Annotated in this window: 21 protein-coding genes; 10 read left to right on the top strand and 11 right to left on the bottom strand. The window is 64.4% G+C overall.

What is annotated here, in order from left to right:
• Positions 1-143: 143 nt before the first annotated feature.
• On the top strand, positions 144-575 hold the full coding sequence (locus NO877_RS05695) for a universal stress protein (RefSeq protein WP_256395356.1): 432 nt from the start codon (positions 144-146) through the stop codon (positions 573-575).
• Between the two features lie 38 nt (positions 576-613).
• On the opposite strand, the gene NO877_RS05690 is transcribed toward NO877_RS05695, so the two are convergent.
• Positions 614-1,816, bottom strand: a complete 1,203-nt coding sequence (locus NO877_RS05690; RefSeq protein ID WP_256395355.1) for an inorganic phosphate transporter — start codon at positions 1,814-1,816, stop codon at positions 614-616.
• A 117-nt stretch (positions 1,817-1,933) separates the two neighbouring features.
• On the opposite strand from NO877_RS05690, the gene ribH reads away from it, so the two are divergent.
• Entirely contained in the window at positions 1,934-2,338 is a 405-nt protein-coding gene (gene ribH, locus NO877_RS05685; RefSeq protein WP_256395354.1) for a 6,7-dimethyl-8-ribityllumazine synthase, read from the top strand.
• Positions 2,335-3,486 carry a pyridoxal phosphate-dependent aminotransferase gene (locus NO877_RS05680; protein ID WP_256395353.1) on the top strand — a complete coding sequence of 384 codons (1,152 nt, stop codon included), beginning with the start codon at positions 2,335-2,337 and terminating at the stop codon, positions 3,484-3,486. Before ribH ends, NO877_RS05680 begins: the two co-directional genes overlap by 4 nt.
• A gap of 106 nt (positions 3,487-3,592) precedes the next feature.
• Here the strand turns inward: NO877_RS05680 and NO877_RS05675 are convergent, their stop codons facing one another.
• The 3 genes from NO877_RS05675 to NO877_RS05665 form a co-directional block, all read right to left on the bottom strand.
• The gene (locus tag NO877_RS05675) at positions 3,593-4,687 is read right to left on the bottom strand and encodes a S1C family serine protease (protein ID WP_256395352.1); all 1,095 of its coding nucleotides are present in this window, start codon (positions 4,685-4,687) and stop codon (positions 3,593-3,595) included.
• A 90-nt stretch (positions 4,688-4,777) separates the two neighbouring features.
• Positions 4,778-5,389, bottom strand: coding sequence for an SOUL family heme-binding protein (locus NO877_RS05670; protein WP_256395351.1), 612 nt, complete (start codon positions 5,387-5,389; stop codon positions 4,778-4,780).
• Between the two features lie 52 nt (positions 5,390-5,441).
• Positions 5,442-6,776, bottom strand: a complete 1,335-nt coding sequence (locus NO877_RS05665) for an oxidoreductase (protein ID WP_256395350.1) — start codon at positions 6,774-6,776, stop codon at positions 5,442-5,444.
• Between the two features lie 111 nt (positions 6,777-6,887).
• On the opposite strand from NO877_RS05665, the gene NO877_RS05660 reads away from it, so the two are divergent.
• The 4 genes from NO877_RS05660 (at position 6,888) to NO877_RS05645 (ending at position 9,868) form a co-directional block, all read left to right on the top strand.
• Positions 6,888-7,031 carry a hypothetical protein gene (locus tag NO877_RS05660; protein WP_256395349.1) on the top strand — a complete coding sequence of 48 codons (144 nt, stop codon included), beginning with the start codon at positions 6,888-6,890 and terminating at the stop codon, positions 7,029-7,031.
• On the top strand, positions 7,028-7,795 hold the full coding sequence (locus NO877_RS05655) for a DUF5803 family protein (RefSeq protein ID WP_256395348.1): 768 nt from the start codon (positions 7,028-7,030) through the stop codon (positions 7,793-7,795). The genes NO877_RS05660 and NO877_RS05655 overlap by 4 nt, the downstream gene beginning before the upstream one ends.
• Positions 7,792-8,490 carry a competence/damage-inducible protein A gene (locus NO877_RS05650; RefSeq protein WP_256395347.1) on the top strand — a complete coding sequence of 233 codons (699 nt, stop codon included), beginning with the start codon at positions 7,792-7,794 and terminating at the stop codon, positions 8,488-8,490. Before NO877_RS05655 ends, NO877_RS05650 begins: the two co-directional genes overlap by 4 nt.
• 358 nt (positions 8,491-8,848) lie before the next feature.
• A complete protein-coding gene (locus NO877_RS05645) occupies positions 8,849-9,868 on the top strand; it encodes a DUF7544 domain-containing protein (RefSeq protein ID WP_256395346.1) in 1,020 nt (339 codons plus the stop codon).
• On the opposite strand, the gene NO877_RS05640 is transcribed toward NO877_RS05645, so the two are convergent.
• Positions 9,865-10,848, bottom strand: coding sequence for a M48 family metalloprotease (locus NO877_RS05640; protein ID WP_256395345.1), 984 nt, complete (start codon positions 10,846-10,848; stop codon positions 9,865-9,867). The genes NO877_RS05645 and NO877_RS05640 overlap by 4 nt on opposite strands.
• A gap of 89 nt (positions 10,849-10,937) precedes the next feature.
• Positions 10,938-11,420 (bottom strand): DUF3592 domain-containing protein, encoded by a 483-nt coding sequence (locus NO877_RS05635; protein ID WP_256395344.1) that lies wholly within the window; start codon positions 11,418-11,420, stop codon positions 10,938-10,940.
• Between the two features lie 208 nt (positions 11,421-11,628).
• Here NO877_RS05635 and pstB point away from each other — a divergent pair, with 208 nt between their 5' ends.
• Both pstB and phoU read left to right on the top strand, forming a co-directional pair.
• Positions 11,629-12,489, top strand: a complete 861-nt coding sequence (gene pstB, locus NO877_RS05630; protein ID WP_256395343.1) for a phosphate ABC transporter ATP-binding protein PstB — start codon at positions 11,629-11,631, stop codon at positions 12,487-12,489.
• A gap of 57 nt (positions 12,490-12,546) precedes the next feature.
• On the top strand, positions 12,547-13,221 hold the full coding sequence (gene phoU, locus NO877_RS05625) for a phosphate signaling complex protein PhoU (RefSeq protein ID WP_256395342.1): 675 nt from the start codon (positions 12,547-12,549) through the stop codon (positions 13,219-13,221).
• A gap of 27 nt (positions 13,222-13,248) precedes the next feature.
• Here phoU and NO877_RS05620 read toward each other — a convergent pair whose 3' ends face one another.
• Positions 13,249-15,474, bottom strand: a complete 2,226-nt coding sequence (locus tag NO877_RS05620) for a CDC48 family AAA ATPase (RefSeq protein WP_256395341.1) — start codon at positions 15,472-15,474, stop codon at positions 13,249-13,251.
• 474 nt (positions 15,475-15,948) lie between these two features.
• On the opposite strand from NO877_RS05620, the gene NO877_RS05615 reads away from it, so the two are divergent.
• A complete protein-coding gene (locus tag NO877_RS05615) occupies positions 15,949-16,470 on the top strand; it encodes a hypothetical protein (protein WP_256395340.1) in 522 nt (173 codons plus the stop codon).
• 12 nt (positions 16,471-16,482) lie between these two features.
• On the opposite strand, the gene metG is transcribed toward NO877_RS05615, so the two are convergent.
• The 4 genes from metG to mfnA all read right to left on the bottom strand — a co-directional run bounded on the left by metG (position 16,483) and on the right by mfnA (position 20,547).
• On the bottom strand, positions 16,483-18,576 hold the full coding sequence (gene metG / locus NO877_RS05610) for a methionine--tRNA ligase (protein WP_256395339.1): 2,094 nt from the start codon (positions 18,574-18,576) through the stop codon (positions 16,483-16,485).
• A 56-nt stretch (positions 18,577-18,632) separates the two neighbouring features.
• Positions 18,633-18,959, bottom strand: a complete 327-nt coding sequence (locus NO877_RS05605; RefSeq protein ID WP_256395338.1) for a hypothetical protein — start codon at positions 18,957-18,959, stop codon at positions 18,633-18,635.
• A 68-nt stretch (positions 18,960-19,027) separates the two neighbouring features.
• Complete coding sequence (locus NO877_RS05600; RefSeq protein WP_256395337.1) at positions 19,028-19,444, bottom strand: universal stress protein; 417 nt, start codon at positions 19,442-19,444, stop codon at positions 19,028-19,030.
• A 35-nt stretch (positions 19,445-19,479) separates the two neighbouring features.
• Positions 19,480-20,547: a tyrosine decarboxylase MfnA gene (gene mfnA, locus NO877_RS05595; protein WP_256395336.1), complete on the bottom strand. Its 1,068-nt coding sequence runs from the start codon at positions 20,545-20,547 to the stop codon at positions 19,480-19,482.
• Between the last annotated feature and the right edge of the window lie 15 nt (positions 20,548-20,562).

Here is a 20,562-nt window from a genome sequence, read left to right as displayed (position 1 = left end):
CCCGACGAACGCCACGAACCAGCTGTATCGACTGTCGGCTGTCGGTCCGGTTGTCACAGGTGAACGTGGGCAGTCTGTCGGGGAAAACGTTCACGTTCCGACGACGGAGCGGAGTATTTGTACGTCGCCCCGTAAGGACCCGTATGCACCCCGAACACGTCCTCGTCCCGTTGGATGGCTCGCCACTGGCCGACGAGGCGTTGGCACACGCACTTGCCGTGTTCGACTGTCGGATAACGGTCTTAAATATCGTTACACCGATTGATGCCGGGATGAGCGAAGGTGGGGTTTTGGAGCCCGACGAGTCCCGAACGGCCGCAGCCCACGAGCGCGCCGAGCGACTGATCGAGCGGGCGAAAACCGAGGCTTCGGTCGCCGATCGCTCGGTCGACACTGCTGTCGAAACCGGTGATCCCGCCGCGGCGATCGTCGAGTACGCCGAGGCCCACGACGTCGATCACATCGTCATGGGCGGCCACGGCAGCGACCGTGGCGAACTCACCAGACGCCTGCTCGGCACGGTCGCCACGGCCGTCCTTGGAGAGGCCCCGGTCACGGTCACTCTCGTCCGGTAAGAGCGCCAGTCATACCGACTCATAAAAGTAGATGCCGACTACTGAACGCCGAGCAACGTCGACAGCGCCCAGTAGAGGCCATAGCCGAGTCCAATCGAGCCGACCAGTGTGATCAGCCAGAAGGCGAGTGTGACACCGATCTTTCGGCGCGAAACGCCAGCCGACCCGGCCGCGAGCCCACCGCCAATTACCCCTGATATGATGATATTATTGAACGAGATCGGAATGCCGAGAGTGATTGCCAACTGGGCGATAATAAACCCCGGCACGAGCGCCGCGATCGACCGCCGGAGGCCGAGTTGGGCGTACTCCCGGGAGGTCGCCTGCAAGAGTCGCGGCGCACCCATCCACGCCCCCGCGAGGATACCGGTCGCACCGATAGCGAGCAGGACGATACTCGGGAGGCCGAGTTCGGCTCCATAGAGGTTTTCGAGCGGGCCGGTAGCGAGGCCGACCTGGCTGCCGCCGCTGGAGAAGGCGACGACACTGCCGAGGGCGACAAGCAGGGTCCGGACCCCCGCTTCGACCGATCGTTGCGTCCGGCGGCGGATGGCCCGGAATCCGAGGGCTGCAAACACGAGCGTGACGCCGACGACGGCAACGTCGACGCCGAGGATCGAGGGGTCGCCGACAAGCCGCGCGAGGGCTTCGGCGACCGATCCCTGGGCCCGGTCGGGGTGCGGGATGATGCCGAGCCGAACGTTAGCGAGGATGCCAGCGACCACAGCCGCGAGAAACGGGATGGAGACCGTTTCGGGGACGTCCTCGCGGCGGAGCAGTTTCGCGGTGACGTAGGCGAGGCCGCCGGAGGTCGGTGGGACCAGCAGCCAGAACGTCACGATCCTCCGGTAGGTGTCGAACGCCGGATCACCGCCGAGCGAGAGACCGACGCCGACGATCGCCCCCGTCGTTGCGAAGGCTGCGGGGACGGGGTAGCCGCTGTAGACGCCGAACGACATGAACCCCGCCGCCACCAACAGCCCCGAGGCTGCCGCCAGCGGTGTGATCGTGACCCCACCGATCAGATTGGCGCCGATCGTCTCGGAGATGGCACCCCCCTGTGTCAGCGCGCCAGCGGCGGCGAGAATCCCGATCAGGAACGCCGCCCGCATCGTCGACACCGCGTTCGCGCCGATCGCAGGAGCGAACGGCGGCGAGTTGCTGTTGGCCCCCAGCGACCACGCCATAAACAGCGAGCTGACGGTCGCAAACATGACGAGAATCCAGAAGACGGCGGTCATTGAGAGGGTCCTAGGATAGTTGCCTACTGGGTGGAAGAGACATATAGTTGTGTTTGTGCTCAGGGGTCGACAGCCCGCGAACGGTAGTTCTTTTGCCGAACCCGCCAACGTCCGGCTATGACCGCAGTTGGACTGGTAGTGGCCCAATTCAATAGTTCAGTTACCGCCGAGATGCAGGCCGCCGCCGAGGAGGCCGCCGCCGATCGAGGCATAGAGATCGCCGAAACACTCGAAGTACCGGGCGCATACGACTCGCCGCTGGCGGCCGACCGGTTGGCTCGCCGCGAGGACGTCGACGCTGTCGCCGTCATCGGCGCGATCGTCAGCGGCGACACTGACCACGACCGGGTGATCGCCGACGCCGCCGCCCAGGCCCTGACAGACGTGAGCCTCGACCGAGATACGCCAGTCACCTTCGGCGTCAGCGGGCCGGGGATGAGCGGCGCGGAGGCCCGCGAGCGGGTCGACAAAGGAGCGGAAGCGGTAAACGCCGCGGTGGATATGGTAGGGGTAGGACAATGAACATGGAGTTTGCGGACCGGGTCGGCCGGGTCGAACCGAGCGCGACGCTGGCGATCAGCAACCTATCGAGTGAGCTGGAGGCCGAAGGGATCGACGTTGTCGACCTCTCGGTCGGCGAGCCCGACTTCCCGACGCCCGACAACATCATCGAGGCCGGAAAGGACGCGATGGACGCCGGACACACCGGCTACACCTCCTCGAACGGGATCCTGGAGCTTCGAGAGGCTCTCGCTGACAAGCTCACCGACCAGGGCGTCGACGCCTCAGCCGACGAGATCATCGTCACGCCGGGCGGCAAACAGGGTCTGTACGAGGCGATCAACACGCTGATCGACGACGGCGACGAGGTCGTGCTCCTGGACCCCGCGTGGGTCTCCTATGAGGCGATGGTCAAACTCTCGGGCGGCTCGCTCAATCGCGTTGATCTCTCACCGTACGGCTTCCAGCTGGAGCCGGGCCTCGACGATCTGGCCGACGCTGTGTCGGACGAGACCGAACTGCTGGTTGTCAACTCGCCGTCGAACCCCACTGGAGCCGTCTACTCCGATGAAGCCCTCGAAGGCGTTCGGGACCTCGCGGTCGAACACGACTTCGCGGTCATCTCCGACGAGATCTACGAGCGGATCACCTACGGCGTCGAGCCCACCTCGCTGGGCTCCCTGGAGGGGATGGAAGACCGAACGATCACCCTGAACGGCTTCTCGAAGGCGTTTTCGATGACCGGCTGGCGGCTCGGCTACATCCACGCCCCACAGGATCTGATCGACGAGGCGAGCAAACTCCACTCGCATTCGGTTTCTTGCGCCGTGAACTTCGTCCAGCGCGCCGGACTCGAAGCCCTCTCGGAGCGCACCGACGACTCCGTCGAAGAGATGCGCGAGGCCTTCCGCGAGCGCCGGGATATGCTGGCGGATCTCTTCGCCGAACACGACGTCGACGTACCGATCGGCGACGGAGCCTTTTATATGATGATCCCCGTGGACGACGACGATCAAGCCTGGTGTGAGGGCGCGATCGAAGAGGCCCACGTGGCGACGGTTCCGGGCAGTGCCTTCGGCGCGCCCGGCTACGCCCGCATCTCCTATGCAGCGAGCGAGGAACGGCTCCGTGAGGCAGTCGACCGGCTGGTCGAACACGATTACCTGTAACGGTCGCAGTCCCAACGGAATCCACAGACTAGGTATAAACAGACCGTGGGCGGCAGTGGGTGGTTTTTCCGGTAGCGGCCGATTATTTAAATAGCGTCGCTGTCAGCTATTCGAGTTCGTCAGGTCGGGTGCCGAGGGTTATCTCGACTGTCTGTTCGCTCCCATCGCGCAGGACCGCCACCGAGATGGTGTCACCGGGGCGCGTCTGGAGGGCGAGGTAGTTCCCCAGATCCTCAGTGGTCAGCAGTTCGTCGCCACCGAGCGAGAGCATGACGTCCCCGCCGACCGGCACCTCCGTGTCGTCGACGACCTGTGTTTCCTCGCTGGGTTGGAGGACGCCCTCGGCGGGGCCGTCCTCGACGACCGAATCGACGAGCAGGCCGCGCGGCTCGTCCAACCCGTTTGCTTCGGCGATGTCGGGGGTCACGTCGGCGAAGGAGACGCCCATATAGCTGTGTTCGTAGCTCCCGGTCTCGATGAGTTCCGGAATCACGCGCCGGGCCAGCGGGGCCGAGACGCCGAACCCGAGGTTGTCGCCGCCGCCGGAGTTGATGACCGCGACCACCCGGCCCTCTAGAGACATCAGCGGGCCGCCACTGTTGCCGGGGTTGACCGCGGCGTCGGTCTGGATCGCATCCGGGATCGTAAACCCGGTCGGCGAGGGGATCGACCGGTCGACGCCGCTGACGATGCCTGCGGTGACGCTGCCGTCGAAATTGAAGGGGTTGCCGATAGCGACCACGTCCGTGCCGACCGCGGTTTCGCCGTCGATAAACGACAGCGGGGTCGCCGACTCCGGGACGGTCTCGACGGCGATGGCCGCGAGATCGCTGTGGGGGTCGGTGCCGACGACCTCGCCGGTCGTCCACTGGCCCTCCGAAAAGCGGATCTCGGCTTCGGAGGCCTCACCGACGACGTGAGCGTTCGTGACGACGTGTCCCTCGTCGATCATGAACCCCGTGCCGCTGCCCTCATCGTTCCGGACGAGCACGACCGAGTCGATGGCCTCCCGATACACCCGTGTTTCCGGATCGTCAGCGGCTGATTCGCCGTCAGCATCCGACTCGGGGTCGGTCTCGTTTCCGGGGTCGTCTCCGGAGTCGTCTCCGGAAAGCTGGGAGAGACAGCCCGAGAGGCTCGCCGCGATCGCAGTCCCGCCGAGTTGCAGCCACCGTCGTCGGCTTGGCCGTCGATTGCTCATGAATAGCTACTACTCCGGCGATGAGACGTGTATATCTTCTGTCTCGTGCCGCGGCAGCGTCGGTCGGGTTATAAAACAGGCACTGCGTCGTCAGGCGATCTCGATCCCGACTTCGGCCCGGCCGGTCAGCGATCCCAGCAGGGAGTTGTCGTAGTTGAACACGAACGGCGAGCCAACCGCAACCAGATCGGTGCTCTCGATCGCCTCCAGGAGCCGCGTTTTGGCCCGGTCGACGCGATCGCCAGACGAATAGATCGGGACCGACCGAACAGCGATGGTCCGGGGTGTTTCAACAGTAAGGAGCACCGAGCGGTCGGTCGGCTCGGGAGCGGTCTGGGGGCTGTAGCCCGGCGGCAGATAGGTGCCGACCCGGACCGGGTGGGTCGAGGACTCGCTGCCGTCGGTGGTCGGCACTTCGACCGATTCGACTTGCGTTCGGAGCGGCGTCGTCGCTGGAATTCTCGCCTCGACGCTGTTGGCCCCGTCGAGATAGTGTTGGAGCCGACGCCGGGCTGAGCCCCTGTTTGCGGCGACAGTTTCGGCGACCACGACCGTCGGGTACTCCCTGATTTCGATGCCGTCGTCGGTGCGACGCGTCTCGTAGTCGACCGACTCGGTCGCCCGTGAGCGGTAGTAGCGCCAGCCAGCCACCGCAGCCAGCCCACTGAGGGCTCCGGTGACGAACGTTGTTGCCCGGTTCATACCAACTGCATCGGGTCGGGGTATAAAATACGCTCGCCGCGTCAGACGCGAGTTAGGAATCGTCGACCTGCGTGGCCGATTCGCCCGACTGCAGGCGGTCGTAGGCTCCGGCTTTGCGGAGCCGTCCCGCCTCGGCCAACACCGCTGGCGTCCGGCAGACGCCCGGCTCGCCCGCCGCTTGCGGGACGGTACAGTTGTTACAGTTCTCGCAGACGACCGCCGTCTCAGGGGGAGCCTCCAGGAGCCGCGCCGGAAGCCGCGGCTCCGCATAGAAGGGTCGACCCAACCCGACGAGATCACAGTCGGTCCCAAGCAGGGCGTCGATTTCGCCGCGGGTTCGAATCCCACCCTCCGCGAGCACCGGCACGTCAACACGCTCCCGGACGCGCCGACACAGCCCGCTGTTCCACGCGGGCTCGTAGTTATAAAGCCGCGAGTCGAGCCACGTCGCCGCCGCGGCGAGCCGCCGCCGGAGCGGCCCGCCGAAGGCCTCGCTGTACCCCGCAGAAAATCCCTCGTCGCTCCATGCGCGGCCGGGAAACTCGCCTTTGATAATGCTCATATCCCAGATGACCGAGCCGGTGACCGGGACGAGGGCGTCGAATCCGGCCTTTTCGAGTCGCTCGCAGATCTTCATCGCGTCGGCCTCCGAGAGGTGTGGACCGACTCCGGGCGGGGTGGCCGATTCAGCCGGAACCTTGGTCATCAGCGGTACGTCACCGCACCGCTGGCGGATCTCGCTGGCAACGAGTTCCAGGAACCGCACCCCGTCGGCGAACTCGTCGTCCCGCCGATTATAAAACGGCGAGCAGAACTGGTGGACGATCCCCATGTTTGCGCCCGCGATGTGGATGATGTCGTAGCCCGCCTCGGTGGCCCATTTCGCCGAGCGGCCGAAATCCGCTGCGAGTTCGTAGACCTCGTCAGTCGACAGGACATGTGGGTCGTACGAGAGCAGCCCCAATCGGTCGAGGACGCGGAGGGCTCGCGGCGGTTGGGAGACCGCGAGCTGCTGCAGATCGGGATGCTCACTGCGGTAGCCGTGGTGCCACGTCTCCAGACTCCGGAGCCCGCCGTGTTCGAGCTGGATCGCGATCGCCGCGCCATGGTCGTGGATGGCGTCGGTGAGCCGCGAGAGTTCCTCGACGAACGCCGGGTCGTCGACGTAGGTCATGTTCGGCGCGGCACAGCCGCCAGGCCCACGGACGACCGTCGCACCCTGACAGACGAGGCCAGCGCCCGATGCGGCGGCGGGTTCGAGGTCGGCGATCAGGGTATCGACGGCGTCAGGGCCGTTTCCGGCACACTCCAGGAGCGGCGCGCGATAGAGCCGATTGCGGAGGGAGAGCCCGCCGATCTCGACGGGGGTTTCGAGCTGTGGGGCCATTGATAGGAGTAGAATTCGACGTCGACGGGCTTGACCGTTGTCCCGACGGGTGCGGCGAGCGCTGTTGCGATAGGCTCAACAGTCCGCGGGAGTACAGCCAATACATACGCTATGGCCAGCCAACAGGACGAGGCGGGCATCCCGCGGGGATCGAGACGGCACGAACACGAGCCGCCGAGCCGACGGCTCGATCGCTCGGGGAGCGACCGCTTGGCTCAGCGGCGGGGTCGGCCGACGCCCACGGAGGCGCGATGAACCGGCGGCTCGGCCTCGCGATCGTCGCCGTTGTCGCACTGGCGGCGACCGCGGGCTGTCTGGGGTACATCACCGGCGGCGGTGAGATCTCTCCGGAGCGACTCGACGAGGAGCCGACCGAACCCTACAGCTGGGAGACCGACCGCGACGCCCTCCTGACCCTCCATACCGCCGACGAAGTCCAAGCGGTCTACGATGTCAACGCGAGCCAGGAGCTCCGCTTATATATCCCGGCCGGACTCGGCCGCGAGGAACCCCTCGACGTCTCGGCGGTCCGGTTCCGGTATGCCGACAACGGCACGGTGATCTCCGGTACCGAGATCCGCGAACGCGGCGGCGAGATCGACCAGACCACCGACGAGGTCGACGTGACCGTCCCCGACGCCGACGGTCAACTGGCCTTCTCGGCGAGCGCAACCCCGCGCCGACTCTCGCTGCCGGTGTACGTCGAGGGCTCCTACGAGGTCATTCTCCCGGAGGACTACCGGATGGACTTCTTCCTCTTCAGTAACGCCGCCCCGCGAGGCGCGGATACCGAGATCATCGACAACCGGGTCCACGTGCAGTGGGAGGAGGTCACCGGCGGAACGATCCTCGTCCAGTACTACCTCGAACGGGACCTCTACGTCTTCGGCGGCGCGGCCGTCCTGCTGTCGCTGATCGGCGTCGGTGGGCTCTACTACTACCGCCGACAGATCGACCGGCTCCACGACGTGCGGGTGGGGATGGGTCTCGATACCGAGGAGGACGACGAGGACAAATGAACGTCGCCATCGTCACCGTCGGCGACGAACTGCTGGTCGGCCAGACGGTCAACACCAACGCGGCGTGGCTCGCCGAACAGCTCACCGCCCGCGGTTGTACGGTCGACCGAATCACCACCCTGCCCGACCGGATCGGCGAGATCGCTCGCGTCGTCAACGAGTACCACGCCGAGTACGACGCGGTGATCGTCACCGGTGGATTGGGGCCGACCCCCGACGATCTGACGATGGAGGGCGTCGCGGCCGCCGTCGGCCGGGAGACAGTCCACCACGAGGCGGCCCGCGAGTGGCTCACCGAGCAGGGCGGCTACTCGGCCGACGAGCTGGCCGTCGGAACGGCTGAACTGCCCGCTGGCGCGCGGATGCTCCCCAACGAGGTTGGCGTCGCACCCGGCGCAGTCGTCGACTCGATCTACGTGTTGCCGGGCGTCCCGGCCGAAATGAAAGCGATGTTCGAGTCGGTCGCCGAGGCGTTCGCTGGCGCGGAGATCCACACCCGGACTGTCGTGGCCGACGAGCCCGAAAGCGCGCTGGTCGACCGGCTCCAGGAGGTCCGCGAACGGTTCGACGTGGCTGTCGGGAGCTATCCGGGCGAGACGGTCCGTGTCAAGTTCAGCGGCACCGATGCCGAAGCCGTTGCGGCCGCCGCCGACTGGTTCGGCGCGCGCGTCGACCGGATCGAAGAAGAGGACTAGCGGAAGACCGACCGAATCCACAGCAGCGTGATGAGGATACTAACTACGAGGACGACGCCCGCAGTCGACTCGATCGGAAGCGGTGAGGCTGTGAGTGGGAGCATAGCGCATCTTGAACAACCAGGCTTTTTAATTATTCGAGTCCGGTCACGACGCTAGCAGTACCGCTCGCCGTCGTGGTGACACCGGGCGAAGTTTCACAGCCAGCACATGGCACTGGGATATTAAATACACATACGCCTAACTGTGTGGTATGTATCACGATCAACGGATCTGTCGTAGATGGTCGACCGACGAGACGGCAGTGAGTAGCATCGAAGCGTGCTATCGAGCGCAGTCTGCCGCATCTATCTGACAGATGGCTGTATTTAAAACACTCACCGACGCCGGGGGGCTGACGAAACAGTATCTCTCGGCGCTGGGTGCAGGTGGTTGGCTCAAACTCGGGGTCGTCGTGCTGTTCCTCGGTGGGTCGGGGCTGACGAGTCAGTTCACCGGTCTGCCGATCGGCCCAGAGACGGTCAGCGACCCGTCCGAGCTGTGGGCGGCTGCCGGGGTGATCGCCGCGGGACTGTTGATCATCGGGGCGTTCGGATATATCGCGGCCGTCCTGGAGTTCGTCTTCGTCGACTCGCTGCGGTCGCGGTCGCTCTCGCTTCGACTCTACATCCGATCCAACCTCGGGGCCGGAGTTCGGCTCCTGTTGTTCCGAGTCGGCGTCTGGCTTGCGTCGATCGCGGTGGTGGCTGTCCCGGTCGCGTGGACCGTCTTCGTCGGCGATGTCACCACGCCTGCCGAGGTAACGCCGACTCAGGTAATCGGCATTGGCCTCACCGCAGTGGTCGCGTTATTCGGGCTGACGACGGTCAACACGCTGACGACGCTGTTCGTCGTCCCGGTCATGCTCCACGAACAGCGTGGGGCACTCAGTGGCTGGCGGCGGTTCGTCGACGCGGCGGCCGCAAACAAACTCGGCGTCCTCGCGACGGTCCTGCTCGCGTGGCTGATCGGCTTCATCCTCTGGGCCGTCCTCACGATCGTCGGGTTCGTCATCGGGATCGTCGGCGTCTTCGGGATCGTTCTCGGCGGATCGGCGCTCACCGAACTCAGCTCGGCCTTCGAGCCGCTGATCGTCGGTGCCTTCGTCGCGGGACTGATCGCCTACCAGTATGTCGTTTCGCTGGTCGTGGCACCGGTTCGGAGCTACGTACGCTACTACGCGCTGGTCGTCCTCGGGGACGCCGAGCCGCGGCTCGATCTCATCCCTACCCAGCGGGAGGCCGTGGAGTCCGATAACGGCGTGGCCGAGGCCGGGGGCGACACAACTGCGTCGAGAAAGCCCGCTGCGTCGGGTGACGATCCCGAGACGGAGGATTAGCTCGTCGACCGAGTCGCTTCGAGCTCCGCGAGTACCGAGAGTCGCTGTTCGGTCGGCGGATGGCTCACGAACAGCCACCGTTCGAGACGGTGGAGCCGTTTGCGGAGCCACCAGTAGGACGGCTCGGTGTCGCCCTCCGGTCCGAGCATCACCTTTTCGAGTTCCCGTGGTTCCAGTGAGAGGATCGACAGCGAGGAGACGCCGGAAACCGCCCGGAGGTCTCGGTCGGGCGTGGCTGCGATCTCGCTGTCGAGGGTGCGGAGCGCCGCCGCGAGCGTCGATGGCGAGCCGGTGGCCTCGGCGGCCGCGCGATCGGCCGCCCGCTCGCGCTGTCGGGAGAGCCGAGCGGTGATCGCTCTCCCGACGATCCAGACGGCATTCGAGACGAACCCCAGCGGCACGGCGACGAGCGCAAACGGGCTTCGGTGCTCGAACTCACCGAGCCGCGAGCGCAGCCCGTCGGCCAACACGACCGGCGTCGACAGCGCGGTCATCACCATCGCATCCCGGTTGGCGACGTGGGCGAGTTCGTGGGCGATCACCGCTTCGAGTTCGGCGGCATCGAGGGCGTCGATCGTTCCCTTCGACAATACGAGATGAATATTTCCCGGCCGGAAACCGACGGCCATCGCCTCGGGGGCCGACCGCTCGGAGACCGCGATCCTCGGCGGCGGCACGTCGAACATCGCCGCGACCTTCGTCGTCATGTCGGAGAGTGCTGGCGCAGTCTCGCGGTCGATCGGCTTCGCGTCGGCGAACCGCTCGATCGTATCGAGATGCCGGAACTCCAGATAGCCGACGAGCGCCACCAGACCAGCTGTCACGACTGATGCCCAGCCGACCGCTGGTGTGAGTTCGAACCAAACGAACAGAGTATAAAACGTCGCCCAGACGCCGATCAAGAAGGCGACCAACACGACCGACAGCGCGAGGACGGCGGCGAGCATGCGTGAACGCAAACCGGCGGCGGAAGCGGGCATATGTGAACCAGTCCGAATCGGAGCAAAAGGGTTGTGATGGCTCAAAACGCCGTCTTCGTTCCGTTCGCGCTTCGATGGCGTGGCCGTATTTATAGGTGTTTGAGAATCGAACGGCCGCTGAGAATCACCATCACCCCGCCGATGGCGGCGAACTTCAGCGGGCTGTTCGACTCCTCGTTTCTGAGGAAGGCCTCGCCCGGCGAGGCGGGGTCGACGTAGGCAGTCACGGAATCGCCAGCGGCATAGCTCTCGATCTCGTCTCGGGCCGCCGACTCCGTGTCATAGTCGGGTTCGACCGATGACGGGTAGAGGCTGTCGCTGGTGTAGTCGGTCCCCTCGAAGCGGTACTCGAAAGCCACGACGGGCTGGTAGTCGGAACTCCCTCGGCGTTGGGAAATCGTGTCGATGTCGGTGTCAGTGACGGTCGCGTCGACTTCGACCGCGTTCGAGACCGCGGACGACTGCTGTGTGTAGTCGTAGAGCCCGTAGCCGGTCATAACGACGCCACCGAGCAACAGCAGCACGCCTACGTGAACTGGGCTGAGCCGTTCGCTGTCGATAGAGAGGCGCATATCGTGTACGAAAGCGACAATTCGGCGTCTGTCACTTAAAAACGGCTATCGCTCAAAACGGACCGTACGTGTTTCGGGCGCGACTGCTCTCCGGGCTTCCTCACGTTGTCGGGGCTGTGCGTCCACGTTCGGTTGTGGAGACTTCGTCGACCGCGGCAGTCGGTTCCGCAACAGCTATTTGCGGCCGAAATAACAACGGGATACGTTCATGAGTGAGCCCGAAACAGACGCCGAAGGGACAGATGAGGCCGTGTCGTCACCGACACCCGGCTCGAACATCGCCGGGGCGAGCGGGCCCGAGTCGGGGCCACTCATCGAGGAACCGATCATCCAATCGAAGGATATCAGCGTCTTCTACGGCGACGAGCAGGCCCTCCAGGAGATCACGATGGATATCCCCGAAAAGCAGGTCACCGCGCTGATCGGCCCCTCCGGCTGCGGGAAATCGACCTTCCTCCGGTGTGTCAACCGGATGAACGACCTCATCACCTCGGCCCGCGTCGAGGGAGAGCTCTACTTTGGCGGCAAAAACGTCTATGACGACGACGTCGACCCCGTCGCCCTCCGGCGGAAAATCGGGATGGTCTTCCAGCAGCCCAACCCCTTCCCAAAATCCATCCGCGACAACGTCGCCTACGGGCTGGATATCCAGGAGTTCGATGGCGATGTCGACGCCCGCGTCGAGGAGGCCTTAAAAGGGGCTGCGCTGTGGGACGAAGTCAAAGACCAACTCGACGAGTCGGGGCTCGAACTCTCGGGCGGCCAACAACAGCGGCTCTGTATCGCCCGCGCAATCGCGCCCGATCCGGAGGTCGTGTTGATGGACGAACCAGCGAGCGCGCTCGACCCGGTGGCGACCTCGCAGATCGAGGACCTGATCGCCGACATCTCCGAGGAGTACACGGTGATTATCGTCACCCACAACATGCAGCAGGCCGCCCGTATCTCCGATAAAACGGGCGTCTTCCTCACCGGCGGCGAACTCGTGGAGTTCGACGACACCCAGAAGATCTTCGAGAACCCCGACCACCAGCGCGTCGAGGACTACATTACTGGTAAGTTCGGATAACAGGAAGACACCGACTGGGTGGGCAATTCTTTTCTATCGGCTCGACCCATAGCCGGTATGCCACGAAACGAGTATCAATCGCAGCTTGCGGATCTCCGGGCGGACGTGCTGGATATGAGCGAGACGGTCGCCGAGCGGCTCGAAATGGCGCTCGAAGCCCTCGAAACCGGCGACGCCGACCTCGCCCAGCAGGTGATCGACGGCGACGACGAGATCAACCAACAGTACCTCGATCTCGAAAAACAGTGTACCGATCTGATCGCCCTCCAGCAGCCGGTCGCGGGCGATCTCCGGTTTATCGCCGCCTCCTTCAAGATCATCACCGATCTCGAACGCATCGCCGATCTGGCCACCAATCTCGGTGAGTACGCCACTGACGGCGAGACCAACATCTTCCCCGAGATCGATATCCAGGAACTCGGCGACGTGACCCTCGAAATGCTTGCCGACGCGATGGCCGCCTATGCCGAGGACGACAGCCAGCAGTGTTATGCGGTCGACGAACGGGACGACCACCTCGATGACCTCTGTGAGATTGCCAGCGACACCGTGGTCCGCGAGCTGATCGAGAGCGACGAGCTGGATGCCGACGAGGACATCGAGACCTTCATGGAAGACGTCTCGCGGTTCCTGTTGACGATCCGTGACATCGAGCGTATCGGCGACCACTCGGTCAACATCGCCGCCCGCGCGCTGTATATGATCGACAACAACGACGAACTGATTTACTGAGCCGCTTTTTAAAAAGTCGCTGACGGCCTACTGGAAGCCGATTCTGCCGTCGCGGCGTTCGCCGAGCTGATCGCCGCCACCGCCACGGAACTGGTCTTCGATCTCCGCGTAGTAGTCCATGATCTCATCGGTTACCGTCGGTCGGACCGATTCCATGGCGCGCCGGAAGTGCTGCATCTCGACTTCGGTCGCATCGTCGTCGTCCCGGAGGGCCTCGATGGCCGACTCGCGGGCGATGGATTCGAGATCCGAGCCAACGTAGCCGTCGGTGATCTCGGCGATCTCCCGCAGGCTCACATCCGGCGCGAGCGGCGTGTCACCGGTGTGGATCTTGAGGATCTGCTCGCGGCCCTCCTCGTCGGGCTGGCCGATCATCACCAACCGATCAAATCGACCCGAGCGGATCAGGGCGGGATCGATCATGTCCGGCCGGTTGGTCGCGCCGATCACCATCACGTTGCCCATCTCTTCGAGCCCGTCGAGCTCGGTCAGGAGCTGGTTGACGACGCGTTCGGAGACGTTGTTGCCCATGTCCTGGCCGCGGGCCGGGGCGAGGCTGTCCAGCTCGTCGAAGAAGATGATCGTCGGGCTGACCTGCCGGGCCTTCCGGAAGGTCTGGCGGATCGCCTTCTCCGACTCGCCGACCCACTTCGAGAGCAGTTGCGGGCCACGCACCGAGATGAAGTTGGCGTTCGTCTCGCTGGCGACCGCCTTCGCCATCAGCGTCTTGCCGGTTCCGGGCGGGCCGTACAGCAGCACCCCTTTCGGTGCCTCGACACCCATCCGGTCGAACTTCTCGGGGCTGGTCAGCGGCCACTCGACGCTCTCTTTGACCTGCTGTTTCGGCGATTCGAGCCCGCCGACGTCGTCCCACGTGATCTTCGGTAGCTCGACGAGTACCTCCCGCATCGCCGAGGGTTCGACCTCGTTGAGCGCGCCGCCGAAGTCGCTGCGCTTGACGATCATCCGGTCGATCAAACTCGGCGGGATGTCCTCCTCGTCGAGATCGATCTCCGGCAGGTAGCGCCGGAGGGCTTTCATCGCTGCTTCCTTCGTCAGACTCTCGATATCGGCCCCCACGAAGCCGTGGGTTTCGTCGGCCAAGTGGTCGAGCGAGACGTCGTCCGACAGCGGCATCCCGCGGGTGTGGATCTGGAGGATTTCTTTCCTTCCGACTTCGTCCGGCACGCCGATCTCGATCTCGCGGTCGAAGCGGCCCGGTCGACGGAGCGCCGGGTCGACGGAGTCGACGCGGTTGGTCGCCGCGATGACGATGACCTGTCCGCGGGCTTCGAGGCCGTCCATCATCGTCAGCAGCTGGGCGACGACACGGCGCTCGACTTCTCCCGTGACGTCCTCGCGTTTGGGCGCGATCGAGTCGAGTTCGTCGATGAAGATGATCGACGGTGACTCTTCCTTTGCATCCTCGAAGATTTCCCGCAGCTGTTGTTCGCTTTCCCCGTAGTATTTCGAGATGATCTCCGGGCCAGCGATAGAGAAGAAACTCGCGGAGGTCTCGTTGGCGACCGCCTTGGCCAGCAAGGTCTTGCCGGTACCCGGTGGGCCATGCAGCAGGACGCCCTGTGGCGGCTCGATCCCCAGTTTCTTGAAGATCTGGGGGTGTTTCATCGGCAGCTCGACCATCTCGCGGACGCGCTGAATCTCGCTCTGCAGGCCGCCGATATCCTCGTAGGTGATACCGCCGCCGGTCTTCTCGAAGCCGGAAATGGGCTCCTCGCGGAGTTCGACCTCGGTATCTTCCGTTATGAGACAGACGCCATCCGGTTCGGTCTCGACTGCGATGAGGGGGATCGCCTGGCCGGGCGACCGCATGAACGGATGGTTGGTCGAACTCATCACGGGCACGATGTCGCGTTCGACCACTGGCCGCTTGAGGATCTGGCGTTTGACCATACCAGCCGCGTCGGAACCGAACTGCACGCTCGCCTCTTCGGGGGGTGCGAGTACGAGCTTGTCGGCCTTTTCGGCCTCGGCCTTCCGGATCGTTACCCGTTCGCCGATGCCGACATCGGCGTTCTGTCGGGTGAAGCCGTCGATGCGGACGGTGTCGGTGTTCCAGTCTTGCCGGTCGGCCCGCCAGACTTTTGCGGCGGTCGTTTCGCCGCCCTCGATCTCGATGATATCGCCCGGTGAGAGCTTGAGATGCAAGAGGGTATCAGGGTCGAGGCGAGCGATACCACGTCCCGAATCGTTGGGGTAGGCTTTCGCCACTTCGAGTTGGACTTCGTTCATAATTTCCTCGGGGGGATTGTCCGAAGGTCGGGTCGGTCCGGGGATAAGTGCTTTGCTCCCGGCGGTCCTGTAACGCCCGTTATGACGGCGTCGGCCGCTGTCGGCCCGTCACAGAGAGATTGTGCCATTGTATACCACACCAAAGGGCGGCAGCTACTAATCCCTACCGGGAGCTACCAGTTGGGTGGGAACTATAGGAGGAAACCCAGCAGAATCCAGCGGTTTGACTGACAGCAGTTGGGGGAGAGCTGAAAGTGGAAACTCCTGTCAGCGGGGGCCTGCGGCACTGAATACTGCTGGCGCCTTTATTGTAGTTGCACTGACTAATAAAACCAGCCTGTAGAGTGGTAGCTAGTGACGCAGAGCCGACCACGATCCGCCGACCGGAGCATCCGACTGACGAGCAGTCAGTACCTACTCCGCAGTTGTTAGCCACCACACAGGTTTTTGCGAAGGGACCGACAAGAACGGAGTATGAAGCAGGCAGGCGTCTGGAGCTTCCGAACCCGGACAGGAATCGCCCGTGTCGTCGACGGACGCCTCCGGACTCGCCACACCCTCCGCGGACTCACTGTCGGGACGTACAGACGGGGCAACTGGAAATCCATACTGCGATATCTCGCCGTTGGATTCGGGAGCTTCAGTCTCCTCGGTTCGGCTGCCGATCTCGTGGGATCAATCGCCAGCGGCAGCGCGACCGGGGCAGTCTCGATGCTCGGCGTCGCCTCGCTGGTCGCACTCATGGGCGCGGTTGGAACCCTCTGTCTGCCGTTTATTAACCGCCCGTCGGCCGTCGTCGATATCTACGATATCACCGATGTCACGATCAACGCCGACGACTGCGAACTCGCGGTCCAGTACGACGACGACGGCGACCCGGAGACGACAACAGTCACCGTCGCCGACGACGAGGCACTCGGCGAGGCGGTGTCGATCCTCCAGCTCAAAGGTGCGCCGGTCGATGAGGCTCTCGTCGAGAAGTGGAGTCGGGTCTGAGCCCGTAGCTGATTACTGAACGCGGGTTCCGAGCACTGAGTCGCCGTGTGTCGTCAGGATGTCCGCTTCGTCGCCAGCGGCCAGCAGCATCCCGTTGGACTCGACGCCGAACAGCTCAGCCTCTTCGAGGTTGGCGACGATGATGACGCGGGTACCCGGCAGCTCGTCGAGGTCGTGAAGCTGTTTGATCCCCGCGACGAGTTGGCGGACCTCGTGGCCGATGTCAACCTGGAGTTTGGCGAGTTTGTCCGCGCCCTCGACCGGCTCGGCCTCTTTGATCTCGCCCACGCGGAGATCGATCTCCTGGAATGCCTCGAAACTAATCCGATCCTCGACGATGGGTTCGAGGTCGGCTGGCTGTGCGTCGTTGTCGTCGTCTGAGTCGTCGGTCATGGATTCGTCATCCTCGTTAGCATCGGCTGTCGCTGCTTCGACCCGCTGGTCGAGCTTTTCGTTGAGTTCGTCGACGCGCTCTGCTTCGATCTTCTCGAAGAGTTCCGCGGGCTCGTCGAACTCACCCTGTGGGCCCTCGCGGGCGGCCTCAATCGTCGTGTTTGCCACGGTACCGTCCTCGCCGAGTTGGTCCCAGAGGCGTTGGCAGGTCTCGGGGGCGATCGGCTGGAAGATCACGGCGAGGGCTTTGGCGAGCTGGACGCAGTCGTAGATGACCTGCCGGGCCTGCTCGGGGTCCTCATCAGTCAGCTTCCACGGCTCGTTGCGCTGGATGTACTCGTTGCCGAACTGTGCGAGTCGGATCCCGGCGTTGCCCGCCTCCCGGATCGAGTAGTCGTTGATGGCGTCGGTGAACTCGTCGACGGCTTCGGCGATCCGGTCGTCGACCTCCTCGGAAACCTCGGCATCGGGCGTCCCGCCGTAGTTGCGAGCCGCAAAGAGGAGGGAACGGTAGACGAAGTTGCCGAGCGTGCCGACGAGTTCGGTGTTGACCCGGTCGCGGAACTTGTCCCACGAGAAGTCGACGTCCTGTTGGAAGCCGCCGTTGGTGGCGAGATAGTAGCGCAGGAGGTCGGGATGGAACCCCTCCTCGAGGTATTCATCGGCCCAGACGGCCCGGTCGCGGCTCGTGGAGAACCCTTTGCCGCCCAGAGTAACAAAACCGGAGGCCATGATGGCTCGCGGCTCGTTGTACCCCGCGCCGTTGAGCATCGCTGGCCAGAAGATCGAGTGGTGCTGGATGATATCCCGGCCGATGACGTGGACGATTTCGCCCTCGTCCCGCCAGGTTTCCTCCCAGTCGTAGGTGTCAGGACCCACGCGCTCGGTGTACTGTTTGGTCGAGGAGATGTACTCGATCGGGGCGTCGACCCAGACGTAGAGCACGAGATCATCGGTACCCTCGTCTTTGTCTGGGTAGTCGATCCCCCAGTCCATATCGCGGGTGATACACCAGTCCTGGAGGCCGGATTCGATCCACTCGCGGGGCTGATTCTGGGCGTTCGAGGTGCCTTCGAGTCGGTCCAGGAACTCGCTGAGGTAGTCCTCGAACTCGGAGACTTCGAAGAACTTGTGGCTACGCTCGCGGTACTCGGCAGGGTTGCCCGTGATCGAGGAGACCGGATCTTCGATCTCGCCGGGTTCGAGGTGGCGCTGGCAGCCCTCGTCGCACTCGTCGCCACGGGCCTTTGCGCCACAGTACGGGCAGGTGCCCTCGACGTAGCGATCCGGGAGGTGTTGGTCCTCAGCGGGGTCGTAGGCCACCATGATCTCCTTTTCGTAGATGTGGCCCGCCTCGTCGAGCGCCTGGACGATCGACTTCGTCATCTCGGCGTTGGTCTCGTCGTGGGTGTGACCGTAGTTGTCGAACTCGACGTCGAACCGCGGGAACGTCTCCTTGTAGGTCTCGTGCCAGTCGAGAGCAAATTCTTCAGGAGAGACGCCCTGTTTTTCGGCGTTGACCGCAACGGGCGTGCCATGCATATCCGACCCGGAGACGAAGGCGGTCTCCTGGCCGAGGGTTTTCAGCGCGCGCGAATAGACATCGCCGCCGACGTAGGTCCGGAGGTGGCCGACGTGCAGGTCGCCGTTGGCATACGGCAGCCCGCAGGTCACCACCGCTGGAGCCTCTGTTGGGAACTCGTCGTGACTCATTGGCTATGGGTTGGCGAAGACGCCCTAAAAGCCGCTGATTCGCGGTCGGTCTCGGATTAAAAGGGATCGTTGCCGAGTTCGGCGTCGCTACCGGTCGCATCCTGACCCGACAGTTCAGAGCCCTCGGGAATGTCGATCTCCTTGCGCTCACAGAGGTCGACCGCGTGCTGCCTGACGGCGGTGGGTCCGGGTCGTTCGTTGGCTGCCCTGATGTCTTGGACGATCCGCTCGGTGAGGGCGTCGACGAGTTCCGAGCCGCCGATCTCCTCGGCCTCAGTGAGCACCCGGTTGTAGCTCTGTTTGTCGGCGTCGAACCCTTCCGGATCGTCAGCGTGGGTGTCGTTGGCCGCCTCGATCTCAGTGAGTGCCTGAGTAGTGTTCATACGGGTGGCTGTCGACACGAACGTCGATAAGCGAGGTGGCCGATGGCTGACTCGGCCACAGGGGACGATCACCGAACGACAGTGACAGGGGTCGGCGCGCGACGGACGACCGTCTGGGCGACGCTCCCCAGGAGGACGCGGGAGGCTCCGGTTCGGCCGTGGCTCCCGATGACGATCTGGGAAATATCGTTGGCCTCGGCGAACTCGACGATCTCGCGGGCGGGTTTGCCGACGACGGTCTCGACGTCGTAGTCGACTGTCGAATCGTTCAGCGTTTCTAAGAGTTCCTCGGAGAGCTCGGCGGCACCCTCCTCGCGGGACTCCTTGAGTCGTTCCTTTATCAGGTCGACACCGGCCTCCAGCGAGCCGTCGGCGAACTCGATGACGCGCAACAGGACGATCGGTTGGTCGCCGCAGTTGTCGATCGCGTACTCGACTGCCTGCTGGGCTGGCTGGGAGCCGTCGTAAGGGACGAGGACAACCATACAGGCGCTTGGTAGGGAGCGAATATAAAAGGCAGTCAGGACCGAATCCGGTCGAGGTCGGCGAGGAACGACGCCAGTGCCTCGCGGGTGACGTGGGGCATACAGACGATCCGGAGCTCGCCTGTCGCTGTGCGGGAGATACGCCAGCCAGCCTCCCGAAGCGCCTCGAACGTCGAGGGCGCGAGCGACGCCGCAACCAGCGGCAACACGGGGTCGACAGTGTCGATCCCCCGAGCCGAAAACTCCCCAGCGAGATAGTCGGCGTTGGCCTGTTGGTCGCGATAGCTGGCGCGGTAGCCCGCTGGCCACAGCGCCTCCATCGCCGCCAGTGCCCCCGCGACGCCCGCCCCGCTCCGGGTTCCCGTGAGGGTGGCCTGCGAGGTCGTTTCGAGGTAGGGTGTGTCGACCGCCAGCGCGTCGACCGTCTCCCGATCGCGGGCCAGAAACCCGCCCGCCGGGACGGGGGCCTGTCCGCATTTATGCGGGTCGATCGCCATCGAGTCGATCGGCGCGTCCGCGAAGGACCACTCGTGGTCGGTGAAGGGAAGCAGAAAGCCGCCCCACGAGGCGTCGACGTGCATTTTCGCGCCCGCGTCGTGGGCGATCTCAGTGAGCGCCGGAATGGGGTCGACCCGGCCGTACTCGGTCGTTCCGGCGACGCCGATCACCGCGACCGTGTCGGCGTCGACCGCCGCCGAGACCGCATCGAGATTCGCCCGGTAACCGTCGTCGACCGGGACCGTCCGGAGTTCGACGTCCAGGACCTCGGCGGCCTTGGTGAGGCTGAAGTGGGCGCTCTCGGGGGCGACGATGTTCGGCGCGTCCGTCTCGGCGAGGTTCCGGGCCGCACGGACCGCCTGGATGTTGGCCTCGGTGCCGCCGCTGGCGAGGTAGCCCTCGGGTCTGTCGAGCCCGGCGATCTTGCCGAGCAGGTCGACGGCCTCGCCTTCGAGTTCGGCGACTGTCTGATAGGTCGCTGGGTCGCCGGGGTTGGCCGAGAGAAACCGGACTGCCTCCTCCTGGGCGTCGGGATGTGGAACCGTACACATCGAGGAGAGGACGCGGTCGAAATCCTGCGGCGTTCGACGCCGAACACGTTGCATCGAAGGCGTATAGGA

Origin of the sequence: Halohasta litorea (assembly GCF_024494645.1) — an archaeon.
Lineage (GTDB): Archaea > Halobacteriota > Halobacteria > Halobacteriales > Haloferacaceae > Halohasta > Halohasta litorea.
This window is presented reverse-complemented; position numbering and strand designations above follow the sequence as displayed.